The organism is Microbacterium sp. YJN-G (genome assembly GCF_015040615.1).
GTDB lineage: Bacteria > Actinomycetota > Actinomycetes > Actinomycetales > Microbacteriaceae > Microbacterium.
Window position 1 is genome coordinate 86475 of the sequence record NZ_CP060402.1, and the last position, 19380, is coordinate 105854.

General features: G+C 71.5%; 15 protein-coding genes. 13 read left to right on the forward strand and 2 right to left on the reverse strand.

Annotation, left to right across the window (positions count from 1 at the left end; genetic code table 11):
• Positions 1-13 precede the first annotated feature (13 nt).
• From H7694_RS00425 to H7694_RS00455, 7 genes are all read left to right on the forward strand, one after another.
• A complete protein-coding gene (locus H7694_RS00425; protein WP_193597642.1) occupies positions 14-1873 on the forward strand; it encodes a glycoside hydrolase family 35 protein in 1860 nt (619 codons plus the stop codon).
• Between the two features lie 101 nt (positions 1874-1974).
• Positions 1975-2262, forward strand: a complete 288-nt coding sequence (locus H7694_RS00430) for a hypothetical protein (protein ID WP_193597643.1) — start codon at positions 1975-1977, stop codon at positions 2260-2262.
• Entirely contained in the window at positions 2259-5228 is a 2970-nt protein-coding gene (locus tag H7694_RS17830; protein WP_193597644.1) for a helix-turn-helix transcriptional regulator, read from the forward strand. The genes H7694_RS00430 and H7694_RS17830 overlap by 4 nt, the downstream gene beginning before the upstream one ends.
• 142 nt (positions 5229-5370) lie before the next feature.
• Positions 5371-5580, forward strand: coding sequence for a heavy-metal-associated domain-containing protein (locus H7694_RS00440; protein ID WP_193597645.1), 210 nt, complete (start codon positions 5371-5373; stop codon positions 5578-5580).
• Positions 5580-6548, forward strand: coding sequence for a heavy-metal-associated domain-containing protein (locus tag H7694_RS00445; RefSeq protein ID WP_193597646.1), 969 nt, complete (start codon positions 5580-5582; stop codon positions 6546-6548). The genes H7694_RS00440 and H7694_RS00445 overlap by 1 nt, the downstream gene beginning before the upstream one ends.
• A gap of 20 nt (positions 6549-6568) precedes the next feature.
• Positions 6569-8878: a heavy metal translocating P-type ATPase gene (locus tag H7694_RS00450; protein ID WP_193597647.1), complete on the forward strand. Its 2310-nt coding sequence runs from the start codon at positions 6569-6571 to the stop codon at positions 8876-8878.
• 251 nt (positions 8879-9129) lie between these two features.
• On the forward strand, positions 9130-11346 hold the full coding sequence (locus H7694_RS00455) for a heavy metal translocating P-type ATPase (RefSeq protein ID WP_193597648.1): 2217 nt from the start codon (positions 9130-9132) through the stop codon (positions 11344-11346).
• 18 nt (positions 11347-11364) lie between these two features.
• Here the strand turns inward: H7694_RS00455 and H7694_RS00460 are convergent, their stop codons facing one another.
• A complete protein-coding gene (locus tag H7694_RS00460; RefSeq protein ID WP_227468202.1) occupies positions 11365-11961 on the reverse strand; it encodes a GNAT family N-acetyltransferase in 597 nt (198 codons plus the stop codon).
• A gap of 165 nt (positions 11962-12126) precedes the next feature.
• Here H7694_RS00460 and H7694_RS00465 point away from each other — a divergent pair, with 165 nt between their 5' ends.
• From H7694_RS00465 to H7694_RS00490, 6 genes are all read left to right on the forward strand, one after another.
• Positions 12127-12762, forward strand: a complete 636-nt coding sequence (locus H7694_RS00465; protein ID WP_193597650.1) for a hypothetical protein — start codon at positions 12127-12129, stop codon at positions 12760-12762.
• Positions 12763-12869: 107 nt separating this feature from the next.
• Complete coding sequence (locus tag H7694_RS00470) at positions 12870-13733, forward strand: ABC transporter ATP-binding protein (protein ID WP_227468203.1); 864 nt, start codon at positions 12870-12872, stop codon at positions 13731-13733.
• Positions 13734-13887: 154 nt separating this feature from the next.
• Entirely contained in the window at positions 13888-14919 is a 1032-nt protein-coding gene (locus H7694_RS00475) for an iron-siderophore ABC transporter substrate-binding protein (RefSeq protein WP_193597651.1), read from the forward strand.
• Positions 14920-14933: 14 nt separating this feature from the next.
• Complete coding sequence (locus tag H7694_RS00480) at positions 14934-16991, forward strand: iron ABC transporter permease (protein ID WP_193597652.1); 2058 nt, start codon at positions 14934-14936, stop codon at positions 16989-16991.
• 78 nt (positions 16992-17069) lie between these two features.
• On the forward strand, positions 17070-17738 hold the full coding sequence (locus tag H7694_RS00485) for a GTP pyrophosphokinase family protein (RefSeq protein ID WP_193597653.1): 669 nt from the start codon (positions 17070-17072) through the stop codon (positions 17736-17738).
• Positions 17735-18043, forward strand: coding sequence for a hypothetical protein (locus H7694_RS00490; protein WP_227468204.1), 309 nt, complete (start codon positions 17735-17737; stop codon positions 18041-18043). Before H7694_RS00485 ends, H7694_RS00490 begins: the two co-directional genes overlap by 4 nt.
• Positions 18044-18151: 108 nt before the next feature.
• Here H7694_RS00490 and H7694_RS00495 read toward each other — a convergent pair whose 3' ends face one another.
• A complete protein-coding gene (locus tag H7694_RS00495; RefSeq protein WP_193597655.1) occupies positions 18152-19366 on the reverse strand; it encodes an amidohydrolase in 1215 nt (404 codons plus the stop codon).
• Between the last annotated feature and the right edge of the window lie 14 nt (positions 19367-19380).

Consider the following 19380-nt stretch of genomic DNA (forward strand, 5'->3'; position numbering starts at 1 on the left):
TCACCGGAGCGTCATGTCCTCAGCATCCCTCACCTGGCGCGACGGCCGGGTCTTCCGCGACGGCGCACCGCACCGCATCCTCTCGGGCGCCGTGCACTACTTCCGCATCCACCCCGACCAGTGGGAGGACCGCCTGCGCCGCCTGGCGGCGATGGGCGCGAACACCGTCGACACGTACGTGGCGTGGAACTTCCACGAGCGCACCGAGGGCGAGATCGACTTCACCGGCTGGCGCGACGTGGCGCGCTTCATCCGCATCGCCGGCGAGGTCGGGCTCGACGTCTTCGTGCGCCCCAGCCCGTACATCTGCGCGGAGTGGTCGAACGGCGGCATCCCGTTCTGGCTCTCGGGCCGCACCCGCGCACTGCGCACCAGCGATCCGGCGTTCCTCGCCGCGGTCGACGCCTGGTACGACGCGCTCATCCCGCAGCTCGCGCCCCTGCAGGCCGCCCACGGCGGCACGATCCGGCTCATCCAGGTCGAGAACGAGTACGGCTCCTTCGGGTCGGATGCTGCGTACCTCGCGCACCTGCGCGATGGCCTCCGTGCCCGCGGGATGGTCGAGATGCTCACCACCGCCGACGGCACCACCGCCGACATGGTGCGCAACGGCAGTGTGGCGGATGCGATGGGCACCTTCACGTTCGGCACCGGGGTCGCGCTCGCCCAGGCGTTGCGCCGCGACGACCACCACCTGATGTGCAGCGAGCTGTGGGGCGGCTGGTTCGACCACTGGGGCGAGCAGCACCACGTGCGCTCGGCCGACAGCATGATCGGCACCGTGCGCGAACTGCTGGATGCCGGCGGCTCGGTGAGCATGTACATGGCGCACGGCGGCACGAACTTCGGCCTGTGGGCCGGCGCGAACCACTCGGGGCCCGCGGGCGGCGTCATCCAGCCCACGATCACCAGCTACGACTCCAACGCGCCGATCGGCGAGGACGGCACGCTGAACGACAAGTTCCACGCGCTGCGTGCCGCATTCGCGCCGTTCCACGACGGTGAGCTGCCGCCGGTGCCCGATGCTCCCCAGCGTCAGCCGGCGGCATCCGCAACTCTGATTCCGGTGGCCTCGCTGCTGGAGGTCGTGCGCGCGCAGCCGGTCGTCGCGAGCGGTCCGCAGCCGCTCACGTACGAGCAGCTCGGGGCGGAGGACGGCCTGGTCACCTATGAGGCGGACGTCACGTTCGAGGCCGGTGAGGTGCTGACGCTGCTCGAGCTGCGCGACCGCGCCACGGTCTTCCTCGACGATGAGCGCCTCGGGACGATCGAGCACGACGGTCCGTCGACGCTGCCGCTGCCCGCGGAGGGCGGCAGCGGACGGCTGACGATCATCGTCGAGAGCCTCGGCCGCATCAACTACGGACCGCTCACCGGTGAGCACAAGGGCATTCTGCGCGGAGTGCTCATCGGCCGCCGGTTCGCGCACGGCTGGGAGCACCGGATGCTGCCGCGCGACGTCATGCCCCTCCCCGATGGGTCCCTGAGCCCGTCGAAGGGCCCGTTGCAGGATGCCGATGAGGCCAGGGGCCCTTCGAGAGCCTCAGGGACCCAGGCCTCAGGGACCCAGGCCTCTGGAACCCAGGCTTCGGGCACCCAGGACGGCATGGCCACGACATCCTTCTCCATCACCGAGCCGGCGGACGCCTGGCTCGCCTTCCCCGGCGGGGCGAAGGGCATGGTCTGGCTGAACGGCTTCCTGATCGGCCGCTACTGGGAGCGTGGCCCGCAGGTCACTCTGTGCGCACCGGCGCCGCTGTGGCGCGCCGGCGAGAACGAGGTCGTCGTGCTCGACACCGACCGGCTCGGCGCGACCGTCGAGATCCGCGAGCAGCCCGACTTCGGCGAGGCCGAGGAGTTCATCGGCTCATGACGGCGATCTGAGGCGCCACGGGCGCAGGAATAGGGAATCCTCCCGATGCTCGCCCACCCCCTCAGCGAGGAGTGTAGGGATGCACCGGAAGGGGACATCCCATGTACCAGAATGACTACCTCACCTATCGCGTGACCAGCGCTGAGACCGAGCGTGCGACGCGGCTGGCCGAGCGCCGCCGGATGATCGAGGAGCACGCCGACCGCATCGTGCCGCGCCAGGGACTGCTGAGCCGGATCGTGCGAGCCATCGCTCCGCGCTCCGCCTCGCAGCACGCCACCTCGCAGCACGCCACCGCGCGGACGGCGAGCCCCGCCGCACCCCGCGCGCGGCGTGTAGCCGAGACGGCCTGCCCGGCCGGCGCCCGCTGCGCCCTGAACGACGCATGACCGACGGTCGCGACGCGCTGCTCGCCGGCGGGCGGATCCCGCCCGCCGGTGGGCAGACCCGCCCCGATGGCGGCGGCTGGTGGCACGATGAGAACATGTCCGTCATCGTGTCGAGCCCCGAGATCGTGGGCCGCGACGCCGAACTGGAGTTGCTCGACGCCGCGCTGCGTCGCGCCGTCGCCGGCGAGCCGGCATCCGTCCTGGTCGCCGGCGAAGCAGGGATCGGCAAGTCGCGCCTGCTGCGCGAGTTCCGCGACAGGACGGCGGATGCTGCGCTCGTGCTCACCGGCTGGTGCCTCGACTACGGCGCGACGCCCGCGCCGTACGGGCCGCTGCCGGCGATCCTGCGCGGTGCGCTCGCCGCCCTCGGGGATGCCGCTGCCGAGACGGCGGGGCCGGCACGCGAGGCGCTGCGGGTGCTGCTGCCCGAACTCGGTGACGAGGCCGTCGACCGCGCGGTCGGCGCCGAGGGCGTGCGCGAGGCGATCGCCAACGTGCTCGAAGCCGCGGCGGCACGGCATCCGGTCGTCGTCCTCGTCGAAGACCTGCACTGGGCCGACGACGCGACCCTTTCGACGCTCGCCTTCCTGCTGCGCGCGCTGGCCGGGCACCGCATCCTCTTCGCGATCTCCTGCCGCGTCGACGAGGTGCGCCGCGGCGGCGCAGTGCGCACCTTCCTCGTCGAAGCCGAGCGTGCGCGACTGCTCGAACGCGTCCCTCTCGGGCGTCTCGAGCCGGTGCAGGTGCGCGATCTGGCCGAGGCGCTGAACGCGTCCATCGACGACGCCGCCTTCGCGCGGCTGCTCGAGCGCTCGGAAGGCGTGCCGTTCTTCATCGAAGAGCTCGCCTGTGGCGCCACCGGGCCGCTGCCCGACTCGCTGCGCGAATTGCTGCTGGTGCGCTTCGACGCCGTCAGCGACGACGCCAAGCGCATCATCCGGGTCGTCTCGGCATCCGACGACGCGATCGACCACGATCTGCTGTCCGCACTCGTCGGCCTGCCCGACGAACGCCTCGACGCCGGCATCCGCGAGGCCGTCGGGGCGGCACTGCTGGCCGTGCGCACCGACGAGGCCTACGGGTTCCGGCACGCGCTGCTGCGCGAGGCGGTGCACGACGACCTGCTGCCCGGGGAGCGCGCCCGCCTGCACCGCGCCTACGCCGAGGCGCTCGAGGAGCGGTCGGCCCGGGGCGTCTCCGGACTGGAGTCTGCGCTCGCCTTCCACTGGCACCAGGCGCACGACGCCCGCCGGGCGCTCATCGCCGCGATCCAGGCGATGCGCAGCGCCAAGTCCCGCTTCGCGTTCGCGACCGCCGGCCGGTTCGGCGAGCTCGCCCTCGAGCTGTGGGATCAGGTGCCGGATGCCGCCGACGCGGTCGGCATCACGCACATCACCCTTCTGTCGCGACTGGGCTCTGTGCTGCGCAACGCCGGCTACGACGAGCGCGCCCTGACCGTCGTGAACCTCGCCCTGGACGAGGTCGACGACGACACGCCCCCGATCGTGCGGGTCAAGCTGCTGCGCGACAAGGGGCAGTATCTGAAGAACGTCGGCCGGCCCGGCTCGGTGGCACTCCTGCATGAGGCGCTCGAGCGGATGAAGGATGTCGACGATGAGGGCCTGCATGCGACCCTGCTGAACGTGCTCGCCGGCCGGCTCATGATCGAGGGCAGGGTCGAAGAGGCCATCGCCACCGCCGACCAGGCGATGGAGATCGCGCGGCGGGTCGGCCTCGACACGCAGCTGTCCATCGCCGCGAACCTGCGGGCCTGCTGCCTGCTGCACCTGGGCGAGATCGAGCAGTCGATGCGGGGCTACGCGATGGCCTGGGAGCATGCCCACGACACCGACGCGCGACTGCGCTACTGGGTGAACCACTCCGACTCGCTGAGCATCATCGGGCGCTACCGCGAAGCTCTGCACACCGCCGAGACCGGCATCGCCCACGCCCGCGAGATCGGGCTGGAGCGCTCGACCGGATCGATCCTCACCGAGAACATGGTCGGCCCGCTGCTCGAACTGGGCGAGATCGACCGCGTCGACAAGCTGCTGTGGAACGACCTCGCCGCCCGCAGCTACCGGATCTTCCGCGTGTACACGACACTGTCTCGGATCCGCGCGATGGTGTGGCGCGACCGCATCGATGAGGCCGAGGCACTGCTGCGGGAGTGGCGCCCGGTGATGCAGTCGATCGCCGAGTTCGAACGACAGGTCTGGTACTCGCTCACCGACGTCGAGATGACCCTCGCGATCGGCGCAGGACGGCTGCTCGACGCCGCCGACACCCTCGAGCGCATGATCGAGAACGAGCACCCGCGACTCGCGAACAGCGCCAGGAGGTTGCTGGACGGCGGCCTGATCGTGGCGGGACTGCGGGCGACCGGAGCGCACGCGCGCGCAGCCGAACTCGCCGGGCGGGTCCGCACGGCGTGGATGAGCAGCGTGCGCGAATTCGCCGACTGGGGCGTGCTGCTGGAGGCACTGCTCGACGGCGGATCCACGGCGCTGCGCGCCGCGATCCCGGTGGCCGACCGCATCGACGGTCCGGTGATGTTCACCGCCGCGCTGCGGCTCGAGCTCGCCCGCGCGCTCGTCTCCGAGCGCGGCGACCGGGCCGAAGCGGCATCCGCTCTCGCCGAGGCGGCGCGCATCGCGCACCGGATCGGACACGCACGACTGCAGCGCGAGACGGCCGAGTTCGCGGAGGCCAGCCGGCTCGGTGCGGCATCCGCCCGCGGCGGCGGCAGCGAGCTGACCGAGCGCGAGCGGCAGGTGCTCGACCTGCTCGCCGAGGGACTCAGCAACCGGCAGATCGGCGAGCGCCTGTTCATCAGCGTCAAGACCGTCAGCGTGCACGTCTCGGCCGTGCTGCGCAAGCTCGGCGTCGCCACGCGCGCCGAGGCGGCGGCGCGGCACCGTGATGCGCGCGAAGTTCCGGATGCCGTGGCGGCGCCCGCGCGCTGAACGCGCGCGCCCGGCCGCGGTGGCCGCGCACGAACAGGCTGTCCGCGAATAATTCCTGCCGCGAGGGAATACCCCTAGGGGGTATCTTGTAGTAACGTTGTGCAAGTACCCCGAGGGGGTACTCCGACGAATGGGAGGCACCATGACCACGACTGAGTTCCAGGTGACCGGGATGACCTGCGGCCACTGCGAGATGTCCGTGCGCGAAGAGGTCGAGAAGATCTCGGGCGTCGAGAGCATCGATGTCAGCGCGCAGACCGGCCGGCTCGTCGTCGGCTCCGCCGCACCCATCGACGTCGCCGCAGTGATCGCGGCCGTCGATGAGGCCGGCTACCAGGCGGTGTCGGCCTGATGAACGCCGCGGCACGCCTGGGCCTGTTCGGCCTGGGTCTGGTGGCGGTGTTCGGCCTCGCCGCAGCCGCATCGGGTGCGATCGCGCCCGAGGGCACCGCCACCGAATGGACCACCTCGCAGAAGGAGGCAGCCATGCAGGACCATGAATCCTCCGCGCCGCACGACGACGCGGCATCCGACGGCGGCACCAGCGCCGATGCCTACGGCCACGGCAGCACCAGTGCCGAGGCCGGCGGCCACGGCGCAGCGCCGGCGCACCTCGGTGGCCTCGCCATCGAGCAGGGCGGCTACACGCTCGGCGAGATCAGCGCCCCCGCCGCCACCGGCGAGAGCGGAACTTTGAGCTTCCGTATCCTCGACGCCCACGGCGAGCCGGTCACGGCCTACGAGATCGAGCACGACAAAGAGCTGCACCTCATCGTGGTGCGCACCGACGGCGCCGAGTTCCGTCATGTGCATCCGGAGCGGGATGCCGACGGCGTCTGGTCCATCGACTGGACCTGGGCACAGGCCGGCTCGTACCGCGTGTTCGCCGACTTCGCGGCATCCGGAGCCGACGCCGTCACCCTGTCGCGCACCGTGCAGGTCGCGGGGTCGCTGACCCCGTTCGACCCGCAGCCCACACGCCACACCGTCGTGGCCGGTTACGACGTGCAGCTGCGCGGCGACCTCGTCGCCGGCGCGGCATCCGAACTGACCGTCTCGGTGACCGAGGACGGCGCACCCGTCACCACCCTCGAGCCCTACCTCGGCGCCTTCGGTCATCTCGTCGCGCTGCGCCAGGGCGACCTCGGCTACGCGCATGTGCACCCCGACGGCGCCATGCCGCAGGCCGGCGACACCTCGGGCCCTGACGTGCCGTTCACGGCATCCGCGCCCACCGAGGGGCGCTACCTGCTCTACTTCGACTTCCAGATCGACGGCGTCGTGCACTCCGTGCCGTTCGTCGTCGACACCACCCGCTGACCCCCTCGAGGAGCACCATCATGAGCGCCGCAGAGCAGACCCGCATCGATCTCGAGATCGGCGGGATGACCTGTGCGTCGTGTGCGATGCGCATCGAGAAGAAGCTCAACAAGCTCGACGGCGTCACCGCGACCGTGAACTACGCGACCGAGAAGGCCCAGGTCACCGTCGACGGGCCGATCGACCCGGCGGTGCTGATCACCGAGGTCGAGAACGCCGGGTACTCGGCGGCCCTGCCCGCGCCTCCGGATGCACCCCGCGCCGACGACGCCGAGACCCGCGAGGACCGTGAGCTGCGCTCGCTGCGTCACCGGCTGATCGGCTCGATCGTGTTGTCGGTGCCGGTGATCCTGCTGGCGATGATCCCCGCCCTGCAGTTCACCTACTGGCAGTGGGCATCCCTCGCGCTTGCCGCGCCGGTGATCGTGTGGGCGGCGTGGCCGTTCCACCGCGCCGCCTGGGTGAACCTGCGCCACGGCGCAGCCACCATGGACACGCTCATCAGCATCGGCACCACGGCCGCGTTCCTCTGGTCGCTCTACGCGCTGTTCCTCGGCACGGCCGGCGAACCGGGGATGACGCACGGGTTCTCCTTCACGATCGCCCCGAGCGACGGCGCCGCCAACATCTACCTCGAGGTCGCCGCCGGAGTCACGATGTTCGTGCTCGCCGGACGCTACTTCGAGAAGCGCGCCAAGCGCCGCGCCGGGGCCGCACTGCGGGCGCTGCTCGAGCTGGGCGCGAAGGACGTCGCCGTGCTGCGCGGCGGCGTCGAGACGCGCATCCCCACGGCGGATCTGCGCGTCGGCGACGAGTTCGTCGTGCGGCCAGGCGAGAAGATCGCCACCGACGGCGTCGTCGTCTCGGGCTTGTCCGCGATCGACCAGTCGATGATCACCGGTGAATCGGTGCCCGTTGAGGTCGGCGCCGGGGATGCCGTGACCGGCGCGACCGTGAACGCCGGCGGACGGCTGGTGGTGCGGGCGACCCGCGTCGGCGCCGACACCCAGCTGGCGCAGATGGCGCGGCTGGTCGAAGAGGCGCAGACCGGCAAGGCCGAGGTGCAGCGCCTCGCCGACCGCATCTCGGGCGTCTTCGTGCCGATCGTCATCGCGATCGCCGTGGCGACGCTCGGCGCCTGGATGGGTGCCGGGTTCCCGGCATCCGCTGCCTTCACCGCCGCCGTGGCGGTGCTCATCATCGCCTGCCCCTGCGCGCTCGGGCTGGCCACTCCCACCGCGCTGCTGGTCGGCACGGGGCGCGGCGCGCAGCTCGGCATCCTCATCAAGGGGCCGGAGGTGCTCGAGTCGACCCGTCGCGTCGACATCGTCGTGCTCGACAAGACCGGCACGGTCACCGAGGGACGGATGAGTGTCGTCGCGGTCGTGCCCGAGGAGGGGGCGGATGCCGCGCAGCTGCTGCGGCTCGCCGCAGCCGTCGAGCACGCCAGTGAGCATCCGATCGCCCGCGCGATCGCCTCGGCGGGCGCGGAATCCGCGGACGAACTGGTCGGCGGCCGGCGCGCCGCCGGCGGACATGCCGCCATCGACGCGAATGGTCCGGGTTCTCCGGATGCTGGGCTGCCGCCGGTCGAGTCGTTCCAGAACGTCGAGGGGCGCGGGGTCACCGGCGTCGTCGAGGGGCACGCCATGCTCGTCGGCCGGAGCTCGCTGCTCGAGGACTGGGCGATCCACCCCTCGGACGCGTTGCTTGCGGCGAAGGCGGATGCCGAGAGCGCGGGCCAGACCGCTGTACTGGTCGCCTGGGACGGCGCCGCCCGCGGCATGATCGTGGTCTCCGACGAGGTCAAGCCCACCAGCGCCGAGGCGGTCGCCTCGCTCAAGGCGCTCGGCCTGACGCCGGTGCTGCTCACCGGCGACAACGAGGCTGCGGCCCGGCACATCGCCGCGAAGGTCGGCATCGACCAGGTCATCGCCGAGGTGCTGCCGGCGGACAAGGTCGCCGTCGTGTCGCGGCTGCAGGCCGAGGGCAAGGTCGTCGCGATGGTCGGCGACGGCGTCAACGACGCTCCCGCCCTCGCGCAGGCCGACCTGGGCATGGCGATGGGAACGGGAACGGATGTCGCGATCGAGGCATCCGACATCACCCTGGTGCGCGGTGACCTGCGCGCGGCGGCGGATGCCATCCGGCTCTCGCGCCGCACGCTCGGCACGATCAAGGGCAACCTGTTCTGGGCCTTCGCCTACAACACCGCGGCGATTCCGCTCGCCGCGCTCGGTCTGCTGAACCCGATGCTCGCCGGTGCGGCGATGGCGTTCTCGAGCGTCTTCGTCGTCGGAAACAGCCTGCGCCTGCGCACCTTCCGCTGACCCACCCACCCCTCGCTCCCATACGGGAGCCGGTGTGGTCGGGGCGTCTTCTCCGTTCAGGTCGCACTTCGTCCCGGTATGGCGGCGGCCGCTTTCCGGGACGGATCGCGACCTGGACAGGTACTGTCGGGCGTGAGCGGGTCGGATCGCGACCCGAGGGTTGTGGACCGGTAGCCGCGGGAATACCCTAGGGGGGTATTCGGTTGCGGACAACAAAGGCCGACGTCGTCGGCTGAACCGAGGAGGCTCGCATGAACCAGGATCCCCACGCCGGACACCACGGCCACGAGCACGATCACTCCGCGCACCACGCCTCCGTTCAGGAGGAGAACCCCCGGACGGGCGGCGAGCACGCGGGCCACGACATGCATGCCGAGCACGCGGGTCACGACGAGCACGCGGGCCACGACATGCACGCCGGCCACGACGCGCACGCCGCCCACACCGGCCACGACGCTCACGCCGGCCACGGCGGACACGCGGGACACGGCGACCACGTCGGGCAGTTCCGGCGGCTGTTCTGGATCAACCTGCTCATCGCCATCCCGGTTGTCGCCTTCAGCGGCATGTTCGCGATGCTGATCGGCTACGAGATCCCCGACTTCCCCGGCGCACGATGGATCGCCCCGATCCTCGGCACCGTCATGTACGTCTGGGGCGGGCGCCCCTTCCTCACGGGCGCGCTCAGCGAGCTGAAGGACCGCAAGCCCGGCATGATGCTGCTGATCGGGCTGGCCATCACGGTCGCGTTCTTCGCGTCGTGGGGTGCGAGCCTGGGCATCCTGCACCACGAACTCGAGTTCTGGTGGGAGCTCGCGCTGCTGATCGTGATCATGCTGCTCGGCCACTGGCTCGAGATGCGCTCGCTCGCCCAGACCACCTCGGCACTCGACTCGCTCGCCGCGCTGCTGCCCGACGAGGCCGAGCGCGTTGACGGCGACGAGGTCGTGACCGCGCAACCGTCCGACCTGCGGGTGGGCGACGTCGTGATCGTGCGGCCCGGCGGCAGCATCCCCGCCGACGGCGTGATCGTCGAGGGCCGCGCCGACCTCGACGAGTCCATGCTCACCGGAGAGTCCCGCACGGTCAGCCGCGAGACGGGCGACCACGTCACCGCCGGCACGGTCGCCACCGACTCCGGCCTGCGCGTCGAGGTCACGGCCATCGGCGACGACACCGCGCTCGCCGGCATCCGCAAGCTCGTCTCCGACGCGCAGGCGTCGAGCTCACGCGCGCAGCGGCTCGCCGACCGCGCGGCCGCCTGGCTCTTCTGGTTCGCCCTCGGGGCCGCGGTCATCACCGCCCTCGTCTGGTCGTTGTTCGGCAACCCCGACGCGGCCGTCGTGCGCACCATCACGGTGCTCGTGATCGCCTGCCCCCACGCGCTGGGCCTGGCGATCCCGCTGGTCGTCTCGATCGCCACTGAGCGGGCCGCCCGAGCCGGCGTGCTCGTCAAGGACCGCCTCGCGCTGGAGAGCATGCGCGACGTCGACGCCGTGCTGTTCGACAAGACCGGCACCCTCACCAAGGGCGAGCCGACGGTCACCGCCGTCGCGCCGATCGCGGGTGAGGATGCGGATGTCGTGCTGGCGCTCGCCGCTGCGGCCGAGGCCGACAGCGAGCACCCGCTGGCGCGGGCGATCGTGCGCGCGGCATCCGCCCGCCCTGCTCAGGGGCCGACCGCGCAGCCGAAGGCGACCGGCTTCCGGTCGTCGCCGGCGGTCGGCGTGACCGCGACCGTCGACGGTCACGAGATCCGGGTCGGCGGTCCGTACATGCTCAGCGAGGTGGGTGGCCAGGAGCTTCCGGATGCCGAGGGCTGGCGCGCCGAAGGCGCGATCATCCTGCATGTCGTGCGCGACGGCGACGTGATCGGCGCCCTGCGCCTGGCGGACGAGATCCGGGCCGAGTCGCGCGAGGCCGTTCAGGCACTGCAGCGCCGCGGCGTGGAGGTCGTGATGATCACCGGCGATGCCGAGGCCGTCGCCCAGACGGTGGCCGGCGAGCTCGGCATCAAGCGGGTGTTCGCCGGGGTGCGCCCCGAGGACAAGGCGGCGAAGGTCGCCGAGCTGCAGCGTGAGGGCAAGAAGGTCGCCATGGTCGGAGACGGCGTGAACGACGCGCCGGCCCTGGCGCAGGCCGACGTGGGCATCGCGATCGGTGCAGGCACGGATGTCGCGATCGGCTCGGCCGGGGTCATCCTGGCCTCCGACGACCCGCGTGCCGTGATCTCGGTGATCGAGCTTTCGCGGGCGAGCTACCGCAAGATGAAGCAGAACCTGTGGTGGGCGGCCGGGTACAACCTGCTGTCGGTGCCGCTGGCCGCGGGCGTGCTGGCGCCCGTCGGGTTCGTGCTGCCGATGTCGGTCGGCGCGGTGCTCATGTCGCTGTCGACGATCGTGGTCGCCCTCAACGCTCAGGCGCTGCGCGGACTCGACCTGCGGCCCGAGCGGGTCGTCGAGCGCTGAAGCCGGTACGGAGAGCCGTCAGGTCGGCCACTCCTCGGCGAGCAGTGCGTAGTTGAGCCCATCGAGCCACTGACCTGAGCGGTGCAGGCCGGTGGCTCGGCTGTCTTCCTCACGGCGCATGCCGATCCGCTCCATGAGCCGCCAGGAGGGCTCGTTGGCGGTGAAGCATCCGGCGTGCACGCGCAGCAGGCCGAGCGGTCCGAAGCAGCAGCCGATCACCGCGCGCACCGCCTCGGTCGCGAATCCGCGACCGACGTGAGACGGATGCAGTGCCCAGCCGAGCTCGGCCTGCACGCCGCGCGCCTGCTCGGCGACCTCGGCCTGCGCCCAGCCGTCTTCGATGTGCACGGCGACGTCGCCGATCAGGGGGCGGCGACCGTCGGCATCCGTTCCCGAATCGTCCGCGAGCTCGATGACGAGCATCGAGCCGAGCAGGGCCGGGGCGGAGTAGACCGTATGGAAGTCCTCCCGGGTCTGCGGCGCCCGGGAGAGCCAGTGGTTCACCTCGGGAAGCCGGCGGTACTCCCACACGGCGTCGAGGTCGTCGACGGTGCAGGCGCGGATCACCAGCCGCGGGGTGCGGAGCGGCAGGACGTCGGCGAGCACGGGGGACACCCGGCCAGCGTAGTCCGCCCGCAGCCACCGCAACTCTGAAGGATGATCGCAATTCTGAAGGATGCCGACAGCCGCGGCGTCCTTCAGAACCGCATCCATCCTTCAGAGGGTTAAGCACAGCCAGAGCCGCGTCCGGGCATCCGCCGAGTGGGATACGGTGCGAAGGTGACTGATTCGCATGACCTCGCCGATTCCGTCGCGGTGCTCGATGCGGATGGTGCTCCGCTCGCTCAGGCGCCGTTCGCCGACGGGCCGCTGCAGCTCGCGGGTGCGCGGCTGACGTGTGCGTCTGCCCAGCATGGCGACTGGCAGGTGCGTGCGGTGCGCGTGGAATCGGGCGATGTGGCGGGCCTGCGCCTCACGGGCTCCGAACTGGTGACGGCACCGCACGATCCGGTGCTGCTGACACAGGTCGACCAGGGGGTCGACCTGTGCGCGGCCCTCGGTGGCGGTGATGACGCCGTCGAGGACCACAGCGAGCTGCGCATCCTCGTTCCGTACGACGCCGTCGTCGACGACGTGCGCCGCAGGGATGCTGAGTACCGCACCACCGGGATGCCGCGTGTGACCGTGCGTGATGTGCCCGCGGGGTACCCGGTCGTGGTCGCGATCCGGCGCGGGGCGGAGCCGCCGTCGATCCCGCAGATGGAGGAGCGGAAGGCCGAGGGCGCCGGCAAGCCCGTCCGCGTGTGGCGCACCGGCTCGTCGATCCCGATGGTCGAGCTGAACCGCGGCCCTGGGGGCCTGCGCATCGATGTGCGCTGGCCCGATCGCGAGACCGCGTCGATTCCGATGGACTGACGGGCCGCTGCGTCATAGCGGCATCGGTGCCGGCAGCGCTGACCACGAGCCCGGCCCGCGCGAGGGGGGTGTGTGCACGCCGCCGGTATAGGTTAGGCTCTCCTAACGTGAAGACCATCGCCGATATTCCCGGGGTCCACGCCGACGAGCTGCACGGCGAGGCGCTCAGCCTCAGCTACGGCCGCACCCGTGTGGTGCACGAGGTGTCGCTGCACCTGCGCCCGGGAACGGTGACCGCCCTGATCGGCCCGAACGGCAGCGGCAAGTCCACCGCGCTGCGCGCTCTCGCACGGCTGCACAAGGTCGATGCCGGCAGCGTCCGCATTGAGGGGGAGCGCGGAGTCCGCGACGCGGCGGCCCTCTCGGCCAAGGAGTTCGCCTGCACGGTCGCGATGCTCTCGCAGTCGCGCCCGCATCCCTCCGGCCTGGAGGTGCGCGACGTGGTCGCCTACGGTCGCCACCCGCACCGCGGCCGGTTCGCCGGGCTGACGGATGCCGATCGCGCCGCGATCTCCGGCGCCCTCGCGCTCACCGGGCTCGAGGCGATGACGCACCGCCCGGTCGACGAGCTCTCGGGAGGCGAGCTGCAGCGCGTGTGGCTGGCCACCGCGCTCGCGCAGAGCACCGGCATCCTGCTGCTCGACGAGCCCACCAACCACCTCGACCTGCGGTATCAGATCGAGACGCTCGACCTGATCTGCGACCTCGCCGACCGCGGCACCGCGGTGGGTGTCGTGCTGCACGACCTGGGGCATGCGGCATCCGTCGCCGATGAGGTCGTGCTCATGCACCGCGGCCGCGTGTACGCCGCCGGATCTCCGGCGGCGGTGCTGACCACCGAGAACCTCACCGAGGTCTACGGGCTGCCCATCGAAGCCGACGTCGACGTGCGCACCGGCCGCGTGCACATCAGCCCGCGCGGACGCCACCACGAGCGTGCCCGGCGCAGCCTGGCCGCTCTGCCCGCCTGACCCCCGGCATCCCGCACCGCACCCGCCGCACCGAACTCACCAACCGCACCCGCCGCACCGCACCCACCAACCGCACCACCCGCTCGTCCCGCCTGCCTTTCACACGCACCGTCACTCACACGCACCGTCCCCTCACCATCCCGGAGCATCACGCATGAACAAGCCCCTCGCAGCCCTCGCCACTCTCGGCGCCCTCACTCTCGCGCTCACCGCCTGCGGAACCACCTCCGCGGCCCCCGCGCCCGCGGAGACGTCGACCTCGGCCGCGACCGGCGTCGGCTGCGCCGACGACAAGACCAGCACCTCGACCGACGCGGTCGAGCTGACTGACGCGTTCGGCCGCACGGTCACGCTCGACGAGCCCGCCCAGAAGGTCGCGGTGCTCGAGTGGCAGCAGATCGAGGACGTGCTCTCGCTGTGCCTGACCCCGGTCGCGGTGGCGGATGCCGAGGGCTACAGCACCTGGGACACCGCCGAGGAGCTGCCCGAGGGCGTCGCCGATGTCGGCACCCGCCAGGAGCCGAACCTCGACGCGCTGTTCGCCGCCGAGCCCGACCTGGTGATCGTCGAGGCGTACACCCGTGACGACGCGATCATCGGCCAGCTCGAGAAGTACGGAGTGCCCGTACTCGCCACGCTCGGTGCCGACGCGAAGGACCCGATCGCGCAGATGCTCTCCACCTTCGACCTGATCGCCGAGGCGACCGGCCGCACCGAGCGCGCCGATGTGGTCAAGGGCGAGTTCGAGCAGAAGCTCGCCGACGGCAAGGAGGCCGTCGCCGGTGCCGACCTCGAGGGCGCGCCGTTCGTGTTCTTCGACGGCTGGGTCGACGGCGGCAACGTCTCGCTGCGTCCGTTCGGCCAGGGCTCGCTGATCGGCGAGCTCGGCGAGGAGCTCGGTCTCACGAACGCCTGGACGGGTGAGGTCGACGCGGCATACGGCCTGGGCCAGACCGACATCGAGGGCATGACCACGATCGGCGACGCGATGCTGCTGCACACCGGCACCGCCGACCCCGACTCGGAGAGCGTCGTCGACGCCGCCGCGAAGAACCCGGCCTGGGCGTCGATCCCGGCGGTCGCCGAGGACCGCATCCACGCGTTCCCGGCCGGCATCTGGACCTTCGGCGGACCGCGCTCGGCCGAGCAGATCATCGACGCGTACGTCGACGTCATCACCAAGTGAGCGAAGGGCCGGCCGTGTCGTTCACCTCTTCGCTCAGCAAGCGCGACGAGGTGAGCGAGCCGGCTTCGATCATCGACCGGTCGGGCACGGGGCGCGCCGTGGGCGTGCTCGCGGCCCTGCTCGTCGTGCTCGTGGCCGCGGCCGGCTGGCACCTCACGCAGGGGACCAGCGGGCAGGTGCTCGCCGACCCCGAGATCCTGTTCGGCTCCCGCCTGCCGCGGCTGGCCGCCGGCGTCGCGGTCGGCTTCGCGCTGGGTGTCGCGGGCCTGCTCATGCAGTCGCTGGCCCGCAACCCGATCGCCTCACCCGACACCCTCGGCGTCACCGCCGGGTCGTACTTCGCCGTCACCGCGGTCACCGCCTTCGGCATCAGCATCCCGTTCTGGGCCTCCGGGCTCGTCGCCTTCATCGGCGGGCTGGCCGCCGCGGCGCTCGTGCTGGGCCTGGCGGGAGGCGCCGCCTCATCGACCACCCGGCTGGTGCTCGCCGGCTCCGCTCTGGCCCTGGCGCTGCAGGCCGGCACCTCGGCGCTGCTCGTGCTCTTCGACGAGGAGACCAAGGGCCTGTTCGCCTGGGGCAGCGGCAGCCTGTCGCAGCTGGGCATCGAGTCGTTCCTGCGCGCAGCGCCCGTGATCGCCGTCGCCGTCGCCCTCGCGCTCGCCCTCACGCGGCGCCTGGACGTGCTCGCGCTCGGCGACGACACCGCCGCATCCCTCGGTGTGCCGATCCGATCCACCCGGGTGATCGGCATCCTGCTGTCAGTGCTGCTCACCGCCGCCGCCGTGACGCTGGCGGGACCGGTCGGATTCGTCGGACTCTGCGCGCCCGTCATCGCCCGCCTGCTGTCGCGGCTGGTCCCGGCGCTCACCCGGCATGCGCTGCTCATCCCGGCGACGGGACTGATGGGCGCGATCATCGTCATCCTCGCGGATGCCGTGCTGCGGGCGATCATCGGCGCCGAGGGCGCGATCGCCGTCCCGACCGGCGTCGCCACGACGCTGCTGGGCGCGATCGTCCTCATCCTCATGGCACGCCGGCTGCGCGACGCGGGACCCACCCGCCGGCCTCCGAGCATCCGCTTCGGCGTGCGCAGCACCCGCCGCTTCGTCATCGTGCTCAGCGCCGGCAGCGCCGCGCTCGCCGCCGTCATCCTGATCGGGATGCTGGTGGGCGCCACCCCGCTGCTCACCGGCGACATCGTGCTCTGGCTGCAGCAGCAGGTGCCGCCGCTGGTGTCTTTCGCGCTCGACGAGCGCGCTCCGCGCGTGATCGCGGCGGTCGTGGCTGGAGCCGCCCTGGGCCTGGCAGGCACCGTCACGCAGGGCGTCAGCCGCAACCCGCTCGCCGAGCCGGGACTGCTCGGCATCACGGGCGGTGCGGGCCTGGGGGCCGTGCTCGTGGTGACCAGCGCCGCGGCATCCACGCTCGGCATGCTGCTGGCAGCGATCACCGGAGCACTGCTGGCCTTCGGGCTCGTGTACGCGCTGGCCTGGCGTGGCGGACTCAGCGCCGACAGGCTCGTGCTCATCGGCATCGGCGTCTGGTACGGCACGGTCGCGCTGACCACGTTCGTGCTGCTGCGCTCGAACCCGTGGGACACCCCGAAGATCTACACCTGGCTGTCAGGCACCACCTACGGGCGCATCTGGGAGCAGGTCATCCCGCTCGTGATCGTGCTCGTGATCGCACTGCCGTTCGTGATCGCGCAGCGGCGCGACCTCGACATCCTCGCCATGGACGAGGACACGCCCCGGCTGGTCGGCATCCGTCTCGAACGCACGCGGCTGGCGCTGCTGGCGACCGCCGCCGTGCTCGCGGCGCTCAGCGTCGCGGCGGTCGGCGTGGTCGGCTTCGTGGGGCTGGTCGCCCCGCACGCCGCGCGGGCGCTCGTCGGCGCCCGGCACACCCGGGTGATCCCCGTCGCGGTCGTGCTCGGTGCGGTGCTGGTCGGGGTGGCGGATGCCGTGGGCCGCACCGTGCTCGCCCCCGCGCAGCTGCCCGCCGGCATCGTCGTCGCGCTGCTCGGCGCCCCGTACTTCGTCTGGCTGCTCTGGCGGTCACGCGATGCCTGATGCGCCGCGTCTCGCAGCGGGTTCGCCAGGGACGAACGTCCAGCCCATTCCGAATCACGACGGCGTAACGTCGGGGATATGACAACGCTCCCCGTCGACGACGCTGCGATCGCTGAGGCGAGGCAGCTGCGCGACGCGTTCCAGCGGTTCCTGCGCGAGTACGAGTTCGGCATGCGCGAGGTCGAGACGAAGATCTCGATCCTGCGCGACGAGTTCACGCACATGCACGCCTACAACCCGATCGAGCACGTCAAGAGCCGGCTGAAGTCGCCCGACAGCATCGTCGAGAAGGTGGCAAGGCGGGGCATCGAGGCCGATTTCGACAGCATCCGGACCGGAATCACCGACATCGCCGGCGTGCGGGTCACCTGCAGCTTCGTCAGCGACGTGTACCGGCTGTTCGACCTGCTCACCCAGCAGGACGACGTCACCGTCCGCATCGTCAAGGACTACATCGCCTCGCCGAAGGAGAACGGCTACCGCAGCCTGCACGCGATCATCGAGGTGCCGGTCTTCCTGTCGACTGGCGCGGTGGCGATCCCGGTCGAGGTGCAGTTCCGCACCATCGCGATGGACTTCTGGGCCAGCCTCGAGCACAAGATCCACTACAAGTTCGACGGGCGGGTGCCCGCCCACCTCGTGCAGAGCCTGACGGATGCCGCGGAAGCCGCGCAGGAGCTCGACCAGCGCATGGAGCGCCTGCACCGCGAGGCCCACGAGATCAACCACCGCGTGCTGGAGGCGTGACCATGCGAGTCGTGGAGCAGACCCGCACCGAAGAGACCGGCACCGACGAGGCCGTCGACACCGGCGAGTCGGTCGACCTCAGCGAGCTGCCGAACCTCGAAGGCGGCGAGACGCCGCGTTGCGAGTGCGATCACGGCACCGAGACGGAGTACATCCCGTGCGGACGCCGCGCCCGCTGGCGGGTGAGCATCGACTGCAACTGCGGCGAAGGTCATCCGCGCGTCGTGGAGATCCTCTGCGGCCGCTGCCTGCGCACGCTGCGGCGCACGCAGGGTCGTGAGGCGATCACCGCGCGCCGGATCTGACGCCGGCTCGCCCCTGCCCTGGGTCCCTGAGCCGGGCCCACGCGCCCGGAGGCTCCGCGCAGTGGGGAGCGATGCGTGGAGGGGGCGTGGGGAGCGAAGGGCCGGACCTCAGTCCAGGAACTCGCGGGCCGCGACGACCATCGCCGTCACGCCCGCATCGATCGTGGGCTGGATGACCGGGGCGTAGAACGGCGAGTGGTTGGTGGGCACGTCGCGGTCGAGGGTGCCGTTCGCCTCGGCCTCTGCGTAGGCGATCGGGTCGTGGCCGCCCCAGAACCAGAACACCAACGGGACGCCGGCATCGCGCGCGAACCAGGACACGTCCTCGCTGCCGGTGAACAGGCCGGGGTCGATCACCCTCTGCTCGCCGAATGCGGCCTGGAAGGCCGCGACCGCCCTGGCCGTGGCATCCGCGTCGTTGATCGTCGCCGGCAGCGAGTGCAACGTCGAGAATTCAGGTTCGCGCTCGGCGCCGGATGCCATCGCCTCGGCGCGCACGACGCGCTCGACCTTCTCGAGCACCTTCTCGCGCAGCTGCTCGTCTGGGTACCGCAGGCTCAGCTGCAGGTTCGCGTCGGCCGGGATGATGTTGTTCTTCGTGCCCGAGTGCACGGCTCCGACCGTGACCACGGCGAGATCGTGCGGGTCGACCTCGCGCGAGACGACCGTCTGCAGGCGCATGATCGTCGCCGCCGCCATCACGATCGGGTCGATCGTCGAGTGCGGGCGCGAACCGTGCCCGCCGCGACCGTGCAGCACCACCTGGATGCCGTCGGATGCCGACATCTGCGGCCCCGGCCGCACGCCGATCACGCCCGCCGGGAGAGGTGTGACGTGCTGGCCGAGCACCACGTCGGGGCGGGGGAAGCGGTCGAGCAGGCCGTCGTCGAGCATGGCCCGGGCGCCCGCGCCGAACTCCTCGGCGGGCTGGATCACGACGACCACGGTGCCCGACCACTCAGCGCGCTGTGCCACCAGCCGTTCGACCGCGCCGATCATGGCGGTCACGTGCATGTCGTGGCCGCAGGCGTGCATCACCGGCACCGCGGCGCCGTCGGGATCGATCCCGGTCGCGGACGACGCGTACGGCAGCCCGGTCTCCTCGGCGACCGGCAGGCCGTCCATGTCGGCCCGCAGCCAGACCACGGGCCCGCTGCCGTTGCGCAGCACGCCGATCACCCCGGTGATGCCGATGCCCTCATGCACCTCGAGCCCGAGATCTCGAAGATGGGATGCCGCGACGCCCGCCGTGCGGGTCTCCTGGAAGGAGAGCTCGGGATGCTTGTGCAGATCGATGTACAGGGCCTCGAGGTCGATCGTCATGCCCAGAGCCTACG

Coding starts and splice junctions, on each gene's coding strand:
- H7694_RS00425 (WP_193597642.1), top strand. CDS start 14: ATGTCCTCAGCATCCCTCACCTGGCGCGACGGCCGGGTCTTCCGCGAC.
- H7694_RS00430 (WP_193597643.1), top strand. CDS start 1,975: ATGTACCAGAATGACTACCTCACCTATCGCGTGACCAGCGCTGAGACC.
- H7694_RS17830 (WP_193597644.1), top strand. CDS start 2,259: ATGACCGACGGTCGCGACGCGCTGCTCGCCGGCGGGCGGATCCCGCCC.
- H7694_RS00440 (WP_193597645.1), top strand. CDS start 5,371: ATGACCACGACTGAGTTCCAGGTGACCGGGATGACCTGCGGCCACTGC.
- H7694_RS00445 (WP_193597646.1), top strand. CDS start 5,580: ATGAACGCCGCGGCACGCCTGGGCCTGTTCGGCCTGGGTCTGGTGGCG.
- H7694_RS00450 (WP_193597647.1), top strand. CDS start 6,569: ATGAGCGCCGCAGAGCAGACCCGCATCGATCTCGAGATCGGCGGGATG.
- H7694_RS00455 (WP_193597648.1), top strand. CDS start 9,130: ATGAACCAGGATCCCCACGCCGGACACCACGGCCACGAGCACGATCAC.
- H7694_RS00475 (WP_193597651.1), top strand. CDS start 13,888: ATGAACAAGCCCCTCGCAGCCCTCGCCACTCTCGGCGCCCTCACTCTC.
- H7694_RS00485 (WP_193597653.1), top strand. CDS start 17,070: ATGACAACGCTCCCCGTCGACGACGCTGCGATCGCTGAGGCGAGGCAG.
- H7694_RS00495 (WP_193597655.1), bottom strand. CDS start 19,366: ATGACGATCGACCTCGAGGCCCTGTACATCGATCTGCACAAGCATCCC.